The organism is Mesorhizobium sp. WSM1386 (genome assembly GCF_055901595.1).
On the sequence record NZ_CM148373.1, the window covers coordinates 2,135,736 to 2,154,975 of the forward strand.

The following is a 19,240-nucleotide window of genomic DNA, read 5'->3' on the forward strand; positions in this document are numbered from 1 at the left end:
GAAGGATGCGGCAGTCACGATCTCCAAACATCGGCACCTGCAACCGCGTGTTTTGCCGCTCGACGGATTGATCTCCCGACCAGCACTATTTGTAGAGGGCCGTCTGCACGCACGGCTGGAGGTACACCTATAAACGTGCAGACGGCAGTGCGCCCGGCATATCCGTGCCGACCGCCTTGTTCAAACCGCCAAGATCGGCGCGTGCGATCCGCACGACGATCTCGGCACGGCCGTGGGCCAGTGCCTTGCATTGGGCAAAGCTCCAATTTGGTGTCGACGGCAGCGTCGAAGATGGTCGTGACAAGGACGTAGGTATCCGTCGGTGCCATCGGCGGAGGTAAAAGCCGCGGCGAGAAACGAGCCGCACGCAAACGAGATCCGCATCTGTTCGCCCCAGGTTAGAAACAAATTCTAAATTGGCGGAAGGCCGATCGAAGGTGGCCAGTTCCGCTGGGTCACACTTCTGTCTGGAAATCTCCTGGCGGTCTGTGAAGGTGGTCACAGAAGCTCGAAAAGCACTTGATCGAAACCGTTGCGGTGTTTCGAGATCCATCGAGGATCGGCTGGATCGAAGTCGAAATCGCCGGGCGGCCAACGGCACTGCTGGGCGCCGTGTCAGCTTCGGACGGCACCGGTCTTCGAATTCACCCCCTCAAGCAAAGTGAGCAGGCCTTTCAAAATTTCGATTGGCGGTGGCGGACAACCTGGAATGTGCAGATCGACGGGCAAGGCCTCCGATACGCCGCGCATCACGGCGTAGCTGCCCGCAAAACAGCCGCCATTGCTTGCGCAATCTCCAAGTGCGACCACCCATTTTGGGTTGGGTGTTGCGTCGTAGGTTCGCTTCAATGCCTCTCGCATGTTTTTTGTGACCGGTCCGGTAACGAGCAGTACATCGGCATGGCGCGGCGAGGCGACGAACCGGATTCCAAAACGCTCGATGTCATAGAAGGCGTTGTTCAGCGCGTGCATCTCGAGTTCGCAGCCGTTGCAGGAACCGGCATCGACCGCCCGGATCGACAGGCTTCGCCCCAATCGTTTGCGAGCGGCCCCATCGAGCGCGCGTGCGAGTTCGTCGACCGCCGTGCCGCTTGTCAACGGCGGACGCTCGGTAAGAGGGCGGCGTATCAGGCTTTCAAAAAGAAGCTTGCGCATGACAGCGTGCCTTCAGAGATCATGGCCCGAATAAGAGCAGTTGAACGATTTGTTGCACAGCGGAAAGTCGGCAACGATGTTTCCTTCGATAGCGGCTTCAAGCAGCGGCCATTGAAACCAAGAGGGATCGCGCAGGTGACAACGCTCGATCAGGCCGCTTTTGCCGATGCGCAGCCAGGCCAGAATGTCGCCCCGGAAACCTTCGACGAGCGCCATGCCTTCATGCGGCCCGCCTGTCTGAGAGACGTCGACGCGGATCGGTCCATCCGGCAGTTGTCGCAAGATCTGCTCGACCAGGGACAAGCCCTGTTCGACCTCGCGGATGCGAATCCAGACACGGGCGTTCACGTCGCCTTCCTGAAGGAGAGGCACATCGAAGTTGAGCGTGTCATAGGGAGGGTAGGCGAGACTTCGCCGCGCATCGAAATCCCGACCGGAGGCCCGGCCGACATACCCTCCGGCCCGATATTGTCGAGCAAGTTCCACCTTCAGCCGGCCGGTTGCGACTGTCCGATCCTGCAGCGACGCGGTGTTGTCGTAGAGCTCGACCAGTGCGGGAAACCGCTGCCTGATCTCTGCGATCAGGGACCAAAGCGCTGTTGCCCCGTCATCGCTCAGGTTGGCTGCCACGCCTCCCGGCACGATGCGGTCGCGCATCAGACGATGGCCGAAGGCAGCATCGCTTGCCCGCAATACGCGCTCACGCAGCACCCCACAGTGGGCATGCATGAGCGCGAAGGCGGCATCATTGCAGATAGCGCCGATGTCGCCCAGATGGTTGGCCAGGCGCTCCAGCTCGGCCATGAGCGCTCGCAGCCAGATCGCGCGTGGGGGAACCTCGACACCCAACGCCGCTTCGACCGCGCGCGCGAAGGCGAGGGAGTATGCCACGGTACTGTCGCCAGAGGTTCTGCCCGCCAGTTTGGCTGCACGGTCGATATCGGAGCCCGCCATCAAGCCTTCTATGCCTTTGTGTGCGTATCCGAGGCGCTCCTCCAGCCGGACGACCGTTTCGCCACTCGCCGTAAATCGAAAATGCCCCGGCTCGATGATGCCGGCATGCACAGGCCCGACCGGTATCTGGTGCAGGCTCTCTCCCTCGGCCGACAGGAAAGGATAGGGGGAGGCTGTCGCAGCCGGCGGCCGGGCGCGGGTACTCAACGGATGGCTAACACCCCAATAGCCATGATCAAGCCACGGTCTCGTATCAGGCGCGCCTTGCGGCAGAAGCCCGAACAGGTCAGCGGCCGCGCGTTCGAGCCGCAGGGCGGGCGGATGCAGCCGGCCGACCGATGGGTAGCGGCCATTCGGGCACTCCAGGCTGACAACGCCGATGTCTCCGGCATTTTCGTCATGAAGTGCCATGTGGACGGCGCCTGGCTCACCCCATAGGCCGAGCAGGCTCCAGTGGCCCTCGGCCAATTGCTCGATGGCAAAGTCCCATTTTTTCGAAGTCACCACGGCGCGTGACCATGGGAAATGATTTTCGACACGTTGGCCAGCAAGGATGAGGTCGATCAGCGCGGGCATGCTCTTTCTCTCCTCCGCTCACCCCAGGATAGCTGCGACATGCTGGAACCAGGTGACCAGCGGTGGTGGCAGGTAGATGCCGGCGGCAAACACCAACGCCAAATGGGAATACATCGGAATGTAGGACGCCTCGGCGGGCGCTGTGCTGCCGCGCGGTTCGCCGAAAGCGACGCCGGTTAGTCGAAGCAGCAGGGCTCCGAAAGCGAGCAGAATCCCAAACACCAACGGCATCGCCAGCAGGGGGTGTCTTGCAAATGTCGAACTCACGACCAGGAATTCGCTCATGAAGATGCCGAGCGGAGGGAGGCCGGCAATGGCAACGACGCCGATGACGAGCGCCCAGCCGAGCGCCGGATGTGTCTCCGTCAGCCCACGGATCTCGGCGATGTTCTGTGTCCCCTTGACTTGGGCAATGTGGCCGACCGTGAAAAAGATCGCCGACTTGGTCAGGCTATGCATGACCATATGCAGCAGTCCGGCAAAATTGGCGAGCGGGCCACCCATGCCGAAGGCGAACACGATGATGCCCATGTGCTCGATCGAGGAGTACGCGAACAGGCGTTTTATGTCGCGGCGGCGATAGAGCATGAAGGCCGCGAAAACAAGCGACGTCAGCCCCATCGTGATCATCAGCGGCCCAGGCGCGATCGCTTCAGGGCTTGCCGCGAGCAACAGCTTGAAGCGTAGCACGGCATAGAGGGCGACGTTTAACAGCAAGCCCGACAGCACCGCGGAAATCGGCGTGGGACCCTCGGCATGCGCGTCTGGCAGCCAGGCATGCAAGGGCGCAAGGCCGACCTTGGTCCCGTAGCCGAGCAGCAGGAAGACGAAGGCGACATTGAGCAGAGCCGGATCGAAGCGCGCGGCGTGAGCGATGAGCACCGTCCAGACCATGGCATTCGTGCCCTCGCCAACAACCGGCTGTGCGGCCATGTAGACGAGGATGGTGCCAAACAGCGCGAGCGCGATGCCGACGCTGCCCAGAATGAAATATTTCCAGGCGGCCTCCAGCGCTTCGTGCGTGCGATAGATGCCGACCATGAGCACGGTGGTCAGCGTGGCAAGCTCCACCGCTACCCACATCAAGCCGATGTTGTTCGAGACGAACGCCAGGTTCATGCCGAACATCATGATCTGGTACATCGCGTGGTAGAATCGCAGATTGGCCGCGGTCAGTCGCCCGGTATCCAGCTCATGCGCGATGTAGGAGGCGCTGAAGACGCTGGTCGTGAAACCGACGAATGTGTTGAGCACGATGAAAACGACATTGAGATCGTCGACGAGCAGGTATTGACCTGGCTGCAGCCGATCCGTGACCAACAGCGACATTGCAGCGAGCAAGGTCAGCAAGCTCGCGGCGACATTGAGGCCTGCCGATATCCGGTAGTTCGGCAGCACCGCCAGAAGCGCGGCCGAGATGACCGGTATCAGCAAAATGGCGGCCACCGCATCGAGGGAAAACACGGTCAACGGTGCTCTCCCCGGTAATCGTCGAGGGCACCGACATCCACCGAGTCGAACCTCTCGCGGATGCGGAACAGGAAGACCCCGATGACGATGAAGGCGATAAGGATCGAGAAGGCGACGCTGATCTCGACGACCAGCGGCATGCCCTTTGCCCCCGTGGCGGCAAGGACCAGGCCGTTCTCGAGCGACATGAACCCGACAACCTGGCTGACGGCATTCCGGCGGGTGACCATCACCAGCAGCCCTAGCAAAATGATGGACAGCGCGAAGGCCAGATCCTCACGGGCGAGGGGGTCGGCTTCGGGTGTTACCCGCAACATCAGGACCATGGACAGGGCCACCAGACCTATTCCGGCAAGCATGGTCGGACCGATCCCGACGGCTGTCTCGATATCGCGATGGATGCCGAGCCGCTGAATGATGCGATGAAGCCCGACGGGAATGACGATCGCCTTGAAGATAAGCGCGATTGCCGCCGTGACGTAGAGATGATGGGCGTCCTGGATGTAGGCCTGCCAAGCCACGGACATGGCGAGCACGATTGCATGAAGCGCAAAAACATTGATCAGCGCAAAGAGACGGTCCTGGTACAGCATCATGAAGCTGACCAGGACGAGGCCGCCGGCGAGCAGATGAGCGATATCGAAGGTGAGACCGGTCATCACAGGCTCCGGGAGACAAACCGGAGGAGCGTGGCGAGCAAGGCAAGCATCAACGCCGCGCCCAGGAAATCCGGGACACGGAAGACGCGCATCTTGGCGATGGCTGTCTCGAACACGGCGAGCAGCACCCCGCAGACGGTAAGTTTGCCGATATAGGTGACGACACCCGCGGCAAGGGATTGCAGTCCTGCACCGGTAGTCGCCGCTCCCCAAGGCAGGAAGACGCAGGAAATCAGCGACACATAGAGCAGGAGCTTGAGGAAGGCTGCGAACTCGATCATCGCCAGATGGCGGCCGGAATATTCCAAGACCATCGCTTCGTGGACCATGGTGAGTTCCAGGTGGGTCGCTGGATTGTCCACCGGAATGCGCGCGTTTTCGGCGACCGCTACCATCACGAGGGCAATGAGCGACATGCCGAGCGATACCCGCAGCCCAACCTGCGGCGAGCCCATGAAGGCGGCGACCGTGGACAACTGCGTCGCTCCGGCAACGAGCGCCAGGCTGAACACGATCAGCAGCATGGCGGGCTCGGCCAGCGAAGCGATCATTACCTCGCGGCTCGAACCTATGCCGCCAAAGCTCGTGCCGATGTCCATCCCCGCCAGCGCCAGGAAGAACCGAGCGCTTCCAAGCAGCGCGACGATGGCTATCAGATCGGTGGTCCAACTGAAGGTGAGGCCGGTAGCGAATGTCGGGATAAGCGCGGCGGCGACCCAGGTGGAGGCAAAGATCAAATAGGGTGTCACGCGAAACAGCCAGGACGCGTTGTCCGCCAGAACGACTTCCTTGCGCATCAGCCGCAGCAGATCGCGGTAGGGTTGGACCAGGGAAGGGCCCTGGCGGCGCAAGAGTCGTGCCTTCACCTTGCGCACGAAGCCAGTCAGGAGCGGCGCCAGCAACAGCACCAGCGCCATCTGCGCGCCTTGAACGGCCAACTCAAGGATCATGGCCATAGTGCGAGCACCAGCAGCAGGACAATGAGAAAGAGGAAAACGAGCGTCAGGTAGCGCCGGATCGTCAGGAACTGCAGATGGTTGAGGCGGTCGGTCGCAAAATCGACGGCCCTGGCGATCGGCTGATAGAGCGTCTCCCAGATCACATCATGCATTTCGACATGCAAACGCGCCGGCCCGGTTTCGCCAGGCGCCACCATTTCGACCGTTTCCCTTGCACGGAATACGAACGTGCCGAACACGCGACGGATAGGCTGCGCGAAGCTGACGGCCGTGTACTGCGAGGTGGGGACGACATCCGGGAAGCCACAACCCCAGGCTGGACCCCGACGCAGTGCATGCGACGCGAAACGGTGGATTACATATGCCGCCGCGGATGCGGAAAAGGCGATGAACAGGAACACCAGCAGGCCGTTGTAGGAACTGCGGCTCGCTGCAATCGGCACGATCGACAGCCAAGGTTGCGCCATCTGCACAGGCATCCGGCTGCCAATCAGCGGTAGTGTCACCGAGGATAGGCCGTCTATGACAAGACCCGGCAGAATGCCGGCAAGCAGACAAAGTGCGGCGAGAATGAACATTGCCGCCAGCGAGTAGCGGTCGACCTCGTGCGCCAGTTCCACCGCGGCCGAGCGTGGCCGGCCGAGGAATGTGATCCCGAACGCCTTTACAAAGCAGGCTGAGGCCAGTGCCGCTGACAGCGCCAGCAGACCGCCAACGGCGGGCACCATGACCTTCAAGCCCCATTGCGGCAGATCGGGGCTTTGCAATATCGCCTGAAAGGCCAGCCATTCCGAGACGAACCCGTTGAAGGGTGGAAGGGCCGAGATCGCCACGCAGCCAACCAGAAAGGCGAAACTAGTGAGGGGCATGCGAGAGATGAGGCCGCCCAGCTTCTCCATGTCCCGCTCGCCAGTTGCCGTCAGCACCGCGCCCGCACCGAAAAACAGCAGGCTCTTGAAAAAGGAATGGTTGAGGACGTGGAACAGCGCAGCGGTGAGCGCCAGCGCGGCAGCCGATGGCATGGCGTTCGCTTTGAAGGCCAGCGCGAGGCCAAGGCTCACGAAGATGACGCCGACGTTTTCGATGGTGCTGTAGGCAAGAAGCCGCTTCAGGTCCTTCTCCATCAGCGCGTAGAGGATGCCGAGAACCGCCGTCAGGCCGCCGAAGAAAAGGACGACGACGCCCGACCACCATGGCGGCTCACCGAGAAGATCGAAAATAACGCGAATGAAGCCATAGACGGCGACCTTGGTCATGACGCCGCTCATGAGAGCCGAGACGTGGCTTGGCGCGGCCGGGTGAGCGAGCGGCAGCCAAACGTGGAGCGGAACAAGTCCAGCCTTGGAGCCGGCGCCCAACAGCATGAGAGCCAGGACGAAAGCAGTGACGAGCGGGGTGGATGAGGCGGTACGCATCGCCTCGAACGTGTAGTTTCCGCCTGGGCCAGCCAACAGGCCGAACGCAAGCAGCAGCGCGAGCGTGCCGAAGCTCGCCATCACGAGATAGATGTAGCCCGCCCGCGCATTGTCCTGGTCGCGATGATGCGCCATGACGAGCGCCCAGGAAGCGAGCGACATGAATTCCCAGGAAAGCAGGAAAGTGAAGGCATCGTCCGCGAGCACGACAAGATTCATTCCGGCGAGGAAGGCCGGGAAGAACGGCAGCACCCGATGTGGCACAGACTCATGCCTGCCGTAGCCGAGGCCGTAAAGACTGGCCATGGCGCCGCCGAAGTTGACGATGACGAGGAAGAAAGTCGAGAGCGCATCCAGACGGAAATGCGCGCCGATCCATGGCAATCCAAGCGGCAAAACGGCGGTCGACGGGGTGACGGGATCATCGGCGATGCGGCTCGCGAGAACCAGGAGCACGGCCGCCGATATGCCTAGCGTCAAGCTATAGATCAGGCGTGTTGCCGGTCCCGCCCTGCGGCTTTCCGAAACCGCAAGCACCGCGGTCCCCAGGAGCGCGGCGACGCTCCACAGAAGGACCGCGGCCCCCGGAATCACGCCACGCTCCTCACAGGGAATTTGGCATCCGCATCTGCCCGGCCAAGAACCTTGGCAGGATCAAAGTCTGCCTTCAGCCGCACGCCGCGCCCGCCGATCTGGCTTGAGGCGCCATCGGCGATCAATTCGACGCCGGCGAGGTCAAGTGCTCCGATCAACTTCATGAGGGAATCGACGTTGCCCCGGATAATCGACTCACTGGCCTCCATGCGTTGAATTGTCGGCACGGAAAGGCCAGACAATTCGGCAAGCCTGCGCTGGTCGATACCAAGGAGTGCCCTTGCGGCACGCAACTGTGGAGCAGTTATCACGGTCGCACCCCCTTTGTCAGCTTTGAGGTATTATCTCTGGGCGTTGGAGCATATATTAAAATGGGGAGCATTCAAATAATGATGCGTGACGCATCTGCGAGGCGAGCTGCAATGGTGGAGGTATCGCTCCCCTCACGAGGGGCGGCACAACGCTTAGCGGCGAGGCATCCCTTGACCTAGTCTTGTCGTGGTCCTGAGGCAGGACTGCCAAGCTACTGCAGGAGCCGCCTCATGCGAACGGAGACATCCTCCAGGACTGGCATGGTGGCCAGAACGAGGAGGATGGCTGCGAGAAACAGCGTTGCGGCAAAGCCGACGTGCTTGAAACCCACTGCGCCGATGACGCCGCCGATAAAGAACAATGCCACAAGCGACGCGAGCAGTCTCAGCTTCCTTCGATCCGCCTTCACGAACAGTCCGTCGGAATCATTTCCCGAGATGTTCCAATAAAGCAGCTTGCCGATTTCGATGCCCATGTCGGTCACCAGGCCAGTGACATGCGTCGTCCGGATTCTGGCTTCCGACAGCTTGGTGATGATGGCGTTCTGCAACCCCATGATGAAGGTAAGCAGCATCACGGTCATCGGCACGAACAGCGCTTCGTGACGAGCAAGATGGCTGCCGAGCAGACCGAAACAGATCAGCAGGATCGCTTCCAGGACAAGCGGGAACGCGTATTCGCTCTGCAGGTTTTGCCGCCTTCCCCAGTTGACCAAGACCGCCGAACAGGCGGCCCCGGCAACAAACGACAAGAAGGCTCCCAATCCGGAAAGCACCAGTTCGACATTGCCGAGTGCCAGATGATCAGCCATCGAGGAAACGATGCCTGACATGTGGGACGTATATTGCTGAACCGCCAGAAAGCCACCGGCATTGGCGGCACCTGCGATGAAGGTCAGAAAGCGAGCGAGGTGCCGGTCGGTTCTTTCGCTCCGCTCCTTTCCGGTCAACCGGCGCAGATACACGATCATGAGCGAACCTTGCCTCCCGCGCGGAATCGAGGCGTCAGTGTCTGAGTGTGAGAAATGATAATCCGGATCGTATCATTGATGTTCAAAACATCAATACAAACCGAAAAATATTGACCCACCCTTGGCATAGCAAACTGGCGCGATTATCGTGCATCATGATTCAACGCTACAAACCTTGCCGGGAGCCGGGCGGCACCTGGACCGTCGACGATGCCCTTACCGGGCGGCCCGCCGAGATGGGCAGCCGAACCATTGTTGGAATGAACCAGCACGATGCCGAGGAACTCGCTGATCTCCTCAACGGGCGAATGCACAACGGCAGGAAGCGAAATCATGAAAGTCAAGGACAGCAACGGCACCCCTTTGAGTGACGGAGATTCCGTCACGCTCATCAAGGATCTCAAAGTCAAGGGCACGTCCGTCACTCTGAAACGCGGAACATTGATCAAGAACATCCACCTCACGGGCAACGAAGATGAGGTCGAGTGTCGGGCCGAAAAGGTCAAAAATCTGGTTCTGCGAACGGAATTTCTAAAGAAGGCGTAGGAGAGCGACAGCTTCGATGGGATGTTGCCTGGAGTGCAATCCAGAGCACCGAAACCGCAATCAGACACCCTTCTCGGAAAAACATCACTGGTGTTGTGGCGCGGCTCTTGTTTGGTCGCCAACGGCAAACACGGCGCTCGCTTCGCTGACGATGGACACGTGATCCCTGGCAGCCTGGCCTGCCGCATTGCCATCGCCGCGCATGATCGCGGTGACGATGGCGTCGTGCTCCTGCCAGGACTTGGCGAGGCGCCCCGGCAGCATGAACTGGGCACGGCGGAACGGCGCCAGCCGGCTCCGCGTCATCACCGTCATTTCGCAGATATGAGCGTTGTGGGCGCCGCGATAGAGCCGGCTGTGGAACTCGGTGTTGAAATACTCGTAGTCCTCCTCGGCGCCTAGCCGTACCATCCGCGCCGAAGCCTGGTGCTCGACCTCGAGCGCCCGGCGCTCGCTGCTGGTCATGCGCTCGGCCGAGAAGCGCGCGCAGATCGCTTCCAATTCGGCCATGCTCTCGAACATCGAGGCCAGATGCTCCTGCGTCACCACGGCGACGATGGCGCCGCGGTTGGGGCGCCTTTCGACCAGGCCCATGGCGCTGAGCTGCCCGAGCGCCTCCCGAACCGGAGTGCGTGACACGTCGAAGCGGGCGGCGAGCGAGGTTTCATCGAGCTTTTCGCCCGGGCGCAGGAAGCCGGTGACGATCCGGTCGCCGATCGCCCTCACCATCTGATCCACGGTCGTGCCCGACCTGATCAAGCTGCGCTTCCCCGACAAATCTCCTCCGTCCCGTCTTCTCGTGGCGTCGGTCGAAGCGGCGTCTTCGACTCAATATGCCTCTCTATGCCTTTATTTTAATCTGCCTGTCAAATTGGCTGTTTTCAAGGCAAAAAGTGCATGCAATTGCCTGCTACATGAGCAGTATCTTTTGGAGCTGTAGTTGATTTTGTTCAATAAATTTCGCCAAACAAACTGGCACAGCGATTGCATGCACTTTCTTGATGGCATGTTAACCGGCCCGGAAGAAGGGTCCTACAGGGGAGCATTCAATATGACCGCGAGATTCACGCTTAACCGCCGCGAGCTGCTCAAGACCTCCGCCGCCGGAGCCGCGCTCGGCCTGGCTTCGGCATCCTTTCCGATCAGCAGGGCCTTCGCCGCCGCCGCCACCGTCGGCTTCATCTATGTGGGGCCGAAGGACGACTACGGCTACAACCAGGCGCATGCCGAGGGTGCGGCGGCGCTGAAGGGCATCGAGGGCATCACCGTCGTCGAGGAGGAGAACGTCCCCGAGACTGTCGACGTCCAGAAAACCATGGAGTCGATGATCAATCTCGACGGCGCCTCGCTGATTTTCCCGACCTCCTTCGGCTATTTCGACCCCCACATGCTGGCCATGTGCGCGAAATTCCCTGACGTGCAGTTCCGCCACTGCGGCGGCATGTGGAACAAGGACAAGCATCCGATGAACGCCGGGTCCTATTTCGGCTATATCGGCATGGGCCAGTATCTCAACGGCGTCGTCGCCGGCCACACCTCAAAGTCGAAGAAGCTTGGGTTCGTCGCCGCCAAGCCGATCCCGCAGGTGCTTCTCAACATCAACTCCTTCCTGCTCGGCGCGCGCTCGGTCGACCCGACGATCACCTGCCAGGTGATCTTCACCGGCGAGTGGTCGCTGGCGGTCAAGGAGGCTGAGGCCACCAACGCACTGGTCGACCAGGGCATTGACGTCATCACCTGCCATGTCGACAGCCCCAAGGTCGTGGTCGAGACGGCCGCCGGCCGCGGCGCCTTCGTCTGCGGCTACCACGCGAACCAGAGCCCGCTGGCGCCCGAGAAATACCTCACCGGCGCCGAATGGAACTGGGCCAAGGTCTACAAGATGTTCGTCGACGACCTCATCGCCGGTAAGCCGCTGCCCAATTTCACCCGCGGCGGCCTGGCCGACGGGTTCGTCAAGATGAGCCCGCTCGGTCCCGCCGTCTCCGAGCCGGCGCGCAAGCAGTTCGACGCCACGCTGGCCGAAATGATGAAGGGCGGCTTCTCCGTCATCAAGGGCCCGCTGAAGAGCAACAAGGGCGCCGTCGTGGCCACCGAAGGCCAGGCCTTCGCCGAGACCGCCATCGAGCTCGAAAGCATGGACTATCTCGTCGATGGCGTCGTCGGCTCGACCGCCTGAACCGCACGGAGACGGCAACATGACAGACACGGTGGCAGGCGCGCCGGCGACGTTCGGGGCCAGGGGTTATCCGGCGGCGCTCGAATGGATCGCCAGGCGGGCGGAAGCCTTCGTCATTCCGCTCGCGGCACTGGTCGTCGGCATGGTGCTGTTCAGCCTGTTCATCCTGGCTGTCGGCAAGTCGCCGGTCCAGCTCTATGAAACGATGTGGCGCGGCGGCTTCGGCTCGTGGTTCTCTGTCCAGAACTCCCTGTCGCGCGCCGCACCGCTATTGCTGGCGGCGCTCTGCGTGGCGCTGCCGGCCCGGCTCGGGCTGGTCGTCATCGGCGGCGAGGGCGCCATCGTGCTCGGCGGCGTCGCCGCCGCGGCAGCCGGCACCGCGCTCAGCGGCGCTCCCTCCCTCATTGTCATCCTCGTCATGGGCGTGGCGGGCATGGCCGCCGGCGGCATCTGGATAGGTGCCGTCGGCGCGCTCCGCCATTACCGCGCCGTCAACGAGACCATTTCCAGCCTGCTGATGGCCTATATCGCGATTGCCCTGATGAACCAGCTGGTTGAAGGGCCGTTGCGCGATCCAGCCTCGCTCAACAAGCCCTCGACCCAGCCGCTGGCGGACATCTACCGCATCGGCAACATGCCCGGCATGGAGGTGCATTGGGGCCTTGCCGTCGGCGTCGTCGCCTGCGTGGTGTCCTGGGTGCTGATCGAAAAGACCCGCTGGGGCTTTGCCGCACGCATCGCCGGCGGCAATGTGCGGGCGGCCCAGGTGCAGGGGCTTGCCGTCGGCTCGCTGATCGTCGGCTTCACCGGGCTGGCCGGCGCGTTCGCAGGTCTCGCCGGCATGCTGGAGGTCGCGGCGGTACAGGGCAGCGCCAACGCCTCGCTCGCCGCCGGCTATGGCTATACCGGCATCCTCGTCGCCTTCCTTGCCCGCCATAATCCGCTGGCCATCATACCGGTCGCTTTCCTGCTCGGCGGCATCGATGCGTCCGGCGGACTGATCCAGCGCCGCATGGACCTTCCCGACGCCACCGTTCTGGTGCTCCAGGGCATGCTGTTCATCGTCATCCTGTTCAGCGAGACCCTCTACGGCCGCTTCAAGGCCTTCAACCCCGATCTCTGGCAAAGGAGCAGCTGATGGACGCCTCCGGGATCGGCCTCTGGGGCGTTCCGCTCGCCATACTCGGCGGCGCCATCCGGGTTTCTACCCCCTTCATCTTCGTCTCGCTCGGCGAAGCCATCACCGAACGCTCCGGCCGCATCAACCTTGGTCTCGAAGGCACGCTGGTGTTCGGCGCCATGAGCGCCTATGCGGTGGCGGTGGAGACCGGCTCGCCCTGGCTCGGCCTCGTCGGCGCCGCCTTCGCCGGCCTCTGCTTCGGCCTGTTCCACGGCTGGATCTGCAAATTTCCGAAGGTCAACGACATCGCCATCGGCATCGCCCTGATGCTGTTCGGTTCGGGTCTGGCCTTCTTCTTCGGCAAGCCCTTCATCCAGCCTTCGGCGCCCGACCTGCCGGCCATTCCATTGGGCGCCTGGTCGGACATTCCGCAGGTGCAGGCGGCGCTTGACGTCAACGTGCTGTTCCTGACCGGCGCCGCACTGGCTGTGTTCCTGTGGTGGGCCTTCCGCAACACCCGCGCCGGCCTGATCCTGCGCGTTGTCGGCGACAGTTCCGACGCCGCCCGCGCCATGGGCCTCAATCCGAATACGGTGCGGCTCGCCGCCACCGGCGTCGGCGGCGCGCTGGCAGGGATCGGCGGCGCCTATCTGTCGCTCTACTATCCCGGCAGCTGGACCGAAGGCATCTCCTCGGGGCAAGGGCTGATGGCGGTGGCGCTGGTCATCTTCGCGCGCTGGAACCCGCTCGGCTGCTTTGCCGCAGCGCTTCTGTTCGGTGGCGCCGGCGCGCTCGGGCCGGCGCTGCAGTCGGTCGGCGTCACGCAAGGCTACTATCTCTTCTACGCCGCCCCGTACATCCTCACCCTCGTCATCATGATCGCCACCTCGTCGCCGAGCCGGTCGCTCGCCGGCGCGCCGGGCGAACTGTCGATCACCAAATGAGACCGGAGGTTTTGCCATGAACGCCAGAACCGGGCAGCGCTACATCGAGGCCGATCCCTATCCATGGCCCTACAATGGCGATCTCAGGCCCGACAACACGGCGCTGATCATCATCGACATGCAGACCGATTTCTGCGGGCCGGGCGGCTATGTCGACCACATGGGTTACGACCTGTCGTTGGTCCGCGCCCCGATCGAGCCGATCAAGTCGGTGCTGTCGGCGATGCGCGAGAAGGGCTACACCATCATCCACACCCGCGAGGGCCACCGGCCCGACCTTGCCGACCTGCCGGCCAACAAGCGCTGGCGCTCGCGCCGCATCAATGCCGGCATCGGCGATCCCGGTCCCTGCGGGCGTATCCTGGTGCGCGGCGAGCCGGGCTGGGACATCATCCCCGACCTCTACCCGGCCGAGGGCGAGCCGATCATCGACAAGCCGGGCAAGGGCTCGTTCTGCGCCACCGACCTGGAACTCATCCTCAACCAGCGCGGCATCGACAACATCGTACTCACCGGCATCACCACCGATGTCTGCGTCCACACCACCATGCGCGAGGCCAACGACCGCGGCTTCGAATGCGTCATGCTGGAGGATTGCTGCGGCGCCACCGACTACGGCAATCATCTGGCGGCCATCAAGATGATCAAGATGCAGGGCGGCGTCTTCGGCGCGGTGTCGAACGCAGCCTCGCTCGTCGCCCAGCTGCCGTGAGGAAATTGCCATGAGCGGAACCAGGAAAGCGGTTGGCGTCGAGACCATCGGCATGACAATGCGCTTCGGCGCCTTCACCGCACTCGACAATGTTTCGGTCAAGGTTCCCGCCGGCTCCTTCCATGCACTGCTCGGCGAGAACGGCGCCGGCAAGTCGACGCTGGTCAAATGCATGATGGGTTTCTACCACCCGACATCAGGCGACATGCTGGTCGATGGCCGCGAGGCAGCGATCGCCGGCCCCAGGGATGCCTCCGCGCTCGGCCTCGGCATGGTCTATCAACATTTTACGCTGGTGCCGTCGCTGACCGGCGCCGAGAACCTGGTCATTTCGCGCGAAAAAGTGCCTGGGGTCATCGACTGGCGCAAGGAGCGCGCCGGCCTTGCCCGGTTCATGGAGCGGATGCCGTTCAAACTGCCGCTCGATGTGAAGGTGGCCGAGCTTGCCGCCGGCGAGAAGCAGAAGCTGGAGATCGTCAAGCAGCTCTATCTCGGCCGCTCCTTCCTGGTGCTGGACGAGCCGACTTCCGTACTCACGCCCGCCGAGGCGCAGGAAGTGCTGGGTCTGGTGCGCGCCATGACCAAGGCGGGCGACCTCACCGTGCTGATGATCTCGCACAAGTTCCATGAGGTGACGGCCTTCGCCGACGACGTCAGCGTGCTGCGCAAGGGCAGGCTGACTGGCACCGGCCGCGTCGCCGACCTCGACCATAGGCAGATGGCGGCGATGATGATCGGCGACCAGCCGATCGCCGCTCTCGACAGCCGTGCTGAGACGAAGCCGAACGCCGAGATCGTGCTGAAAGTCAGGGCATTGAAGGCGCCGGACCGCACCGGGCTGAAGTCGATCCGCATCGAGGATCTCGGCGTGCGCTCGGGCGAGATCGTCGGCATCGCCGGCATTTCCGGCAACGGCCAGAAGGAATTCCTCGAAGTGCTGGCCGGGCAGCGCCCGCGCGATGCCGGCGAAGTCCTGGTGCGCGGCACCGCCTATGCGGCGACGCGCGCCGAGGCGCGCGCGCTCAATGTCCGCCTCATCCCGGAGGAGCCGCTGAAGAACGCCTGCGCGCCGAAGATGACCGTGGCTGAGAACATCTCCTTCCGCACCTTCGATATCGATGGCAACGGCAAGCCCGTGAGTTGGATCAGTGCCGGTGCCATCAGGACATTCAGCGCCCGCCTGGTCGAGCAGTTCAAGGTCAAGACCGCATCGCTGTCCTCGCCGATCGCCTCGCTGTCGGGCGGCAATGTGCAGCGCGCCGTGCTCGCTCGTGAGCTCACCGGCGAGGTCGATCTGCTAATCGTCTCCAACCCGTGCTTCGGTCTCGACTTCTCGGCCGTGGCCGAAATCCGCGCCCGCATCATGAAGGCGCGCAATGCCGGTGCCGCCGTGCTTTTGATGTCGGAGGATCTCGACGAACTGCTCGAACTCTCCGATCGCATCCTCGTCATGTCCGACGGCGCGCTGGTTTACGAGACATCGATCGCCCAGGCGAGCGTGCAGACGATCGGCGAGCACATGGCGGGACATCATTGATGGCTGAAATCGCAGCGCAGCCATTCCCATTTGCCTTCAAGCTGCGCACCATGGCGCTGGTCGTCATCGACATGCAGCGCGATTTTGCCGAGCCCGGTGGCTTCGGCGCCAGCCTCGGCAACGACGTCAGCCGGGTCGTGGCGATCGTTCCGACGGTGAAGCGGCTGATCGAGGGCTTTCGCGCCGCCGGCCTGCCGGTGATCCACACCATGGAGTGCCACAGGCCCGATCTTTCAGACCTGCCGCCGGCCAAGCGCAACCGCGGCAATCCATCGATCCGCATCGGCGATGCCGGCCCGATGGGCCGCGTGCTGATCGCCGGCGAGCCGGGTACGGCGATCCTCGACGCGCTTGCGCCGCTGCCCGGCGAGATCGTGATCGAAAAGCCGGGCAAGGGCGCGTTCTATGCGACCAGCTTCGGTGACGACCTCAAGCGGCTCGGCGCCCAGCACCTCGTCTTTGCCGGGGTGACGACCGAAGTCTGCGTGCAGACGACGATGCGCGAAGCCAATGACCGAGGCTATGAGTGCCTGCTCGCCGAGGACGCGACGGAAAGCTACTTTCCCGAATTCAAGGCGGCGGCACTAGCCATGATCCGGGCGCAGGGCGCCATCGTCGGCTGGACGGCAACGACCGACCAGGTGCTCGAGGGAATTGCCAATGCCTAATCTTGCCTTTGCCGGCCTGCTCGACGGCGGCTGGCGCGATCTCGCGTTCGAACATTTCCGCGACGGCATCAGCGTGCACTGGCTGCTGAAGGGCGGGCCGGTCGAGCCGTCGGTCGCGATCCTGAAATACCGGTCCGGCGCCAGCGTGCCGCGACACCGGCATGTCGGGCTGGAAACCATCGTCGTGCTGGAAGGCACCCAGAGCGACGAGAACGGTGACTATCCCGCCGGCAGCGTCATCCTGAACCCGGTCGGCACCGAGCATTCGGTGTGGACGAAGGACGGTTGCGTCGTGCTGATCCAGTGGGACCTGCCGGTGATCATTCTGGGGGAGACGAAATGAGCGATATCCACTTCGACATAGCGAGCCTGCATGCAGCCTATCGGGGAGGCCTCGCCGTCGGCGATGTGATCGCGACGATCTACACCCGCATCGAAGCGGCCGACGATCCCGGCATCTTGATTCATCTCGCCGCCAAGGCGGATCTCCTCGCCCAAGCCGCGGCACTCGGTCCGTTCGATCCGGTGGCAAAGCCGCTCTGGGGCATTCCCTTCGCCGTCAAGGACAACATCGACGTCGCCGGCATGCCCACGACGGCCGCCTGCGCCGAATACACCTATTGGCCCGAGAAAGACGCCACCGTCGTGGCGCGGCTGAAAGCGGCCGGTGCGCTGGTCGTCGGCAAGACCAATCTCGACCAGTTCGCCACCGGCCTCGTCGGCGTGCGCACGCCATGGCCGATCCCGCGCAACGCCATCGACGAGACGCTTGTGCCAGGCGGCTCCTCCTCGGGGTCGGCGGTGGCGACGGCGCGCGGCATCGTCTCCTTCGCGCTTGGCACCGACACCGCCGGCTCCGGACGCATTCCGGCCGGCCTCAACAACATCGTCGGGCTGAAGCCGACGGTCGGCGCGCTGTCGGCCGCCGGAGTCGTGCCGGCCTGCCGCACGCTCGACTGCGTCTCGGTGTTCGCGCTGACCGTCGATGATGCGTATAGGGTGTTCTCCGTTGCCGCCGCGCGCGACGCTGCCGATCCTTATTCGCGTGACATAGCCGTCCAGCCGCTCGCCACGCTCCAGCCCGTGCTGACCGTCGGCGTGCCTGCAAAAGCGGACCTCGAATTCTTCGGCGATACGGCCATGCAGGCTGGATTCGAAGCTTCGCTTGCCATGTTGTCGCGGCTTGGCTGCCGGCTGGTAGAAATCCCCTTCGGCGATTTCTACGCCACCGCCAACCTGCTCTATGAGGGCGCCTGGGTGGCCGAGCGCTATGCCGCGATCCGCGATTTCATGGAGGCCAACGAAGCAGCCTTGCATCCGGTGACGCGCAAGATCATCGGCGGCGCCAGGAACCTGTCGGCGGCGGACGCCTTCCGCGGCCTCTACGCGTTGCAGGGCTACAAGGCGAAGCTCGCCCCGGTCATCGCCTCGGTCGACCTGTTCTGCGTGCCGACCGCCCCAACGCACTATACCACTGCTACCGTGCTCGCCGATCCCGTCGAGACCAACAGCCGCCTCGGCACCTATACCAATTTCGTCAACCTGCTCGATATGTGCGGCATCGCCGTGCCGACGGGCAAGCGCGGCGACGGCCTGCCGATGAGCGTCACCTTGCTGGCGCCGGCCGGCTGCGATGCGCTGACGGCGATGCTCGCCCGCGACCTGCATGCGGCGAGCGGCCTCCCGCTCGGCGCCACAGACTGGCAGCAGCCCGGCCTGCAGCCAGCCGCCCAGCCGCCTGGCGACGGCCTGATCGACCTAGTGGTGGTCGGCGCGCATCTGTCGGGCATGCCGCTCAACGGCCAGCTCAACCAGCTTGGCGCGCAGTTCGGGCGCGCGACCAGGACCGCCGCCGCCTACAAGCTCTATGCTCTGGCCGGCCAGTTGGTGCCGAAGCCGGGGCTGATCCGCGTTGCCGATGGCGGCATGCGGATCGACGTCGAGGTCTGGCGACTTGATGCGGCTGCATTCGGCCGCTTCGTCGCCGCCATCCCGCCGCCGCTCGGCATCGGCACGATCGAGCTCGATGATGGAACGTTGGCGAAGGGGTTCCTCGCCGAAACAGCAGGCCTGTCGGCGGCCACCGACATCTCGGCCTATGGCGGCTGGCGCCGCTTTGTCGCACGCGGCAAAGACATGGCCGATCAAAGTGAAAAGCGGTAGGACTGGCCGCTGGCGTCCCGATCTGACCGTCGTGCAGACTTGCCTTGCCGGACTTGCCTATTGGCACGCCGGTGGAGGTGTCCTCTCGACCAGCAGCCCCACAAACGCTTCGCTATCTCATGAACCCCTGTGGTCCAGATTGCGCGGGCGTTGAGGGGTTAAGAAGTTTTGGTAGCGGGAGACCGTTCTCTCCGCTTTCAACACTCTCACCTATCCCCTTCGAACTAATTGTCGCTGTATAGCCAATACAGGCTACAACGACGCCCGGCATAGCAGAAACAGCAGTTAACGCGAGTGGCGCAACGCA

At 63.2% G+C, this 19,240-nt stretch carries 18 protein-coding genes and 1 pseudogene; 9 read left to right on the plus strand and 10 right to left on the minus strand.

Annotated elements, in window-relative coordinates; all coding sequences use genetic code 11:
* Positions 1 to 127: 127 nt before the first annotated feature.
* The 9 genes and pseudogenes from AC0NIH_RS10370 to AC0NIH_RS10410 form a co-directional block, all read right to left on the minus strand.
* Positions 128 to 553 carry a hypothetical protein gene (locus tag AC0NIH_RS10370; RefSeq protein WP_473467908.1) on the minus strand — a complete coding sequence of 142 codons (426 nt, stop codon included), beginning with the start codon at positions 551 to 553 and terminating at the stop codon, positions 128 to 130.
* 62 nt (positions 554 to 615) lie between these two features.
* A complete protein-coding gene (locus AC0NIH_RS10375) occupies positions 616 to 1,155 on the minus strand; it encodes an NADH-quinone oxidoreductase subunit B family protein (protein WP_473467907.1) in 540 nt (179 codons plus the stop codon).
* 12 nt (positions 1,156 to 1,167) lie between these two features.
* Positions 1,168 to 2,685: a hydrogenase large subunit gene (locus AC0NIH_RS10380; RefSeq protein WP_473467905.1), complete on the minus strand. Its 1,518-nt coding sequence runs from the start codon at positions 2,683 to 2,685 to the stop codon at positions 1,168 to 1,170.
* 18 nt (positions 2,686 to 2,703) lie between these two features.
* Positions 2,704 to 4,155, minus strand: a complete 1,452-nt coding sequence (locus AC0NIH_RS10385) for a hydrogenase 4 subunit F (protein ID WP_023765222.1) — start codon at positions 4,153 to 4,155, stop codon at positions 2,704 to 2,706.
* Entirely contained in the window at positions 4,152 to 4,814 is a 663-nt protein-coding gene (locus AC0NIH_RS10390) for a hydrogenase-4 component E (RefSeq protein ID WP_023765223.1), read from the minus strand. The genes AC0NIH_RS10385 and AC0NIH_RS10390 overlap by 4 nt, the downstream gene beginning before the upstream one ends.
* Entirely contained in the window at positions 4,814 to 5,770 is a 957-nt protein-coding gene (locus tag AC0NIH_RS10395) for a respiratory chain complex I subunit 1 family protein (RefSeq protein ID WP_473467903.1), read from the minus strand. Before AC0NIH_RS10395 ends, AC0NIH_RS10390 begins: the two co-directional genes overlap by 1 nt.
* Positions 5,761 to 7,782, minus strand: coding sequence for a hydrogenase 4 subunit B (gene hyfB, locus AC0NIH_RS10400; protein WP_473467901.1), 2,022 nt, complete (start codon positions 7,780 to 7,782; stop codon positions 5,761 to 5,763). Before hyfB ends, AC0NIH_RS10395 begins: the two co-directional genes overlap by 10 nt.
* Entirely contained in the window at positions 7,779 to 8,093 is a 315-nt protein-coding gene (locus AC0NIH_RS10405) for a helix-turn-helix domain-containing protein (RefSeq protein WP_013893336.1), read from the minus strand. Before AC0NIH_RS10405 ends, hyfB begins: the two co-directional genes overlap by 4 nt.
* 224 nt (positions 8,094 to 8,317) lie before the next feature.
* Positions 8,318 to 9,064 (minus strand): annotated as a pseudogene (locus AC0NIH_RS10410) (YoaK family protein); the annotation flags it as partial.
* A 333-nt stretch (positions 9,065 to 9,397) separates the two neighbouring features.
* Here AC0NIH_RS10410 and AC0NIH_RS10415 point away from each other — a divergent pair.
* A complete protein-coding gene (locus AC0NIH_RS10415) occupies positions 9,398 to 9,610 on the plus strand; it encodes an alkylphosphonate utilization protein (RefSeq protein WP_013893339.1) in 213 nt (70 codons plus the stop codon).
* A gap of 84 nt (positions 9,611 to 9,694) precedes the next feature.
* Here the strand turns inward: AC0NIH_RS10415 and AC0NIH_RS10420 are convergent, their stop codons facing one another.
* On the minus strand, positions 9,695 to 10,369 hold the full coding sequence (locus tag AC0NIH_RS10420) for a GntR family transcriptional regulator (protein WP_032922970.1): 675 nt from the start codon (positions 10,367 to 10,369) through the stop codon (positions 9,695 to 9,697).
* 292 nt (positions 10,370 to 10,661) lie between these two features.
* Here AC0NIH_RS10420 and AC0NIH_RS10425 point away from each other — a divergent pair, with 292 nt between their 5' ends.
* From AC0NIH_RS10425 to atzF, 8 genes are read left to right on the plus strand one after another with little or no spacing between them, the layout of a single operon-like run.
* Positions 10,662 to 11,789 carry a BMP family ABC transporter substrate-binding protein gene (locus AC0NIH_RS10425; RefSeq protein WP_023765229.1) on the plus strand — a complete coding sequence of 376 codons (1,128 nt, stop codon included), beginning with the start codon at positions 10,662 to 10,664 and terminating at the stop codon, positions 11,787 to 11,789.
* A gap of 19 nt (positions 11,790 to 11,808) precedes the next feature.
* Entirely contained in the window at positions 11,809 to 12,927 is a 1,119-nt protein-coding gene (locus tag AC0NIH_RS10430; RefSeq protein ID WP_473467899.1) for an ABC transporter permease, read from the plus strand.
* On the plus strand, positions 12,927 to 13,853 hold the full coding sequence (locus AC0NIH_RS10435) for an ABC transporter permease (RefSeq protein WP_473467897.1): 927 nt from the start codon (positions 12,927 to 12,929) through the stop codon (positions 13,851 to 13,853). The genes AC0NIH_RS10430 and AC0NIH_RS10435 overlap by 1 nt, the downstream gene beginning before the upstream one ends.
* Positions 13,854 to 13,869: 16 nt before the next feature.
* Positions 13,870 to 14,565 (plus strand): biuret amidohydrolase, encoded by a 696-nt coding sequence (biuH, locus tag AC0NIH_RS10440; RefSeq protein ID WP_023779533.1) that lies wholly within the window; start codon positions 13,870 to 13,872, stop codon positions 14,563 to 14,565.
* A 10-nt stretch (positions 14,566 to 14,575) separates the two neighbouring features.
* Positions 14,576 to 16,102 carry an ABC transporter ATP-binding protein gene (locus AC0NIH_RS10445; protein ID WP_473467895.1) on the plus strand — a complete coding sequence of 509 codons (1,527 nt, stop codon included), beginning with the start codon at positions 14,576 to 14,578 and terminating at the stop codon, positions 16,100 to 16,102.
* On the plus strand, positions 16,102 to 16,770 hold the full coding sequence (locus AC0NIH_RS10450; protein WP_473467894.1) for a cysteine hydrolase family protein: 669 nt from the start codon (positions 16,102 to 16,104) through the stop codon (positions 16,768 to 16,770). The genes AC0NIH_RS10445 and AC0NIH_RS10450 overlap by 1 nt, the downstream gene beginning before the upstream one ends.
* Positions 16,763 to 17,113 carry a cupin domain-containing protein gene (locus tag AC0NIH_RS10455; RefSeq protein ID WP_013893347.1) on the plus strand — a complete coding sequence of 117 codons (351 nt, stop codon included), beginning with the start codon at positions 16,763 to 16,765 and terminating at the stop codon, positions 17,111 to 17,113. The genes AC0NIH_RS10450 and AC0NIH_RS10455 overlap by 8 nt, the downstream gene beginning before the upstream one ends.
* Positions 17,110 to 18,933, plus strand: a complete 1,824-nt coding sequence (gene atzF, locus AC0NIH_RS10460; RefSeq protein WP_473467892.1) for an allophanate hydrolase — start codon at positions 17,110 to 17,112, stop codon at positions 18,931 to 18,933. Before AC0NIH_RS10455 ends, atzF begins: the two co-directional genes overlap by 4 nt.
* Positions 18,934 to 19,240 lie beyond the last annotated feature (307 nt).

Bases quoted from the DNA above. Each gene is read 5' to 3' on its own strand.
- AC0NIH_RS10370 (WP_473467908.1), bottom strand. From the start codon at position 553: ATGGATCTCGAAACACCGCAACGGTTTCGATCAAGTGCTTTTCGAGCT.
- biuH (WP_023779533.1), top strand. From the start codon at position 13,870: ATGAACGCCAGAACCGGGCAGCGCTACATCGAGGCCGATCCCTATCCA.
- AC0NIH_RS10430 (WP_473467899.1), top strand. From the start codon at position 11,809: ATGACAGACACGGTGGCAGGCGCGCCGGCGACGTTCGGGGCCAGGGGT.
- atzF (WP_473467892.1), top strand. From the start codon at position 17,110: ATGAGCGATATCCACTTCGACATAGCGAGCCTGCATGCAGCCTATCGG.
- AC0NIH_RS10380 (WP_473467905.1), bottom strand. From the start codon at position 2,685: ATGCCCGCGCTGATCGACCTCATCCTTGCTGGCCAACGTGTCGAAAAT.
- AC0NIH_RS10375 (WP_473467907.1), bottom strand. From the start codon at position 1,155: ATGCGCAAGCTTCTTTTTGAAAGCCTGATACGCCGCCCTCTTACCGAG.
- AC0NIH_RS10445 (WP_473467895.1), top strand. From the start codon at position 14,576: ATGAGCGGAACCAGGAAAGCGGTTGGCGTCGAGACCATCGGCATGACA.
- AC0NIH_RS10390 (WP_023765223.1), bottom strand. From the start codon at position 4,814: ATGACCGGTCTCACCTTCGATATCGCTCATCTGCTCGCCGGCGGCCTC.
- AC0NIH_RS10415 (WP_013893339.1), top strand. From the start codon at position 9,398: ATGAAAGTCAAGGACAGCAACGGCACCCCTTTGAGTGACGGAGATTCC.
- AC0NIH_RS10450 (WP_473467894.1), top strand. From the start codon at position 16,102: ATGGCTGAAATCGCAGCGCAGCCATTCCCATTTGCCTTCAAGCTGCGC.
- AC0NIH_RS10455 (WP_013893347.1), top strand. From the start codon at position 16,763: ATGCCTAATCTTGCCTTTGCCGGCCTGCTCGACGGCGGCTGGCGCGAT.
- AC0NIH_RS10435 (WP_473467897.1), top strand. From the start codon at position 12,927: ATGGACGCCTCCGGGATCGGCCTCTGGGGCGTTCCGCTCGCCATACTC.
- AC0NIH_RS10395 (WP_473467903.1), bottom strand. From the start codon at position 5,770: ATGGCCATGATCCTTGAGTTGGCCGTTCAAGGCGCGCAGATGGCGCTG.
- AC0NIH_RS10425 (WP_023765229.1), top strand. From the start codon at position 10,662: ATGACCGCGAGATTCACGCTTAACCGCCGCGAGCTGCTCAAGACCTCC.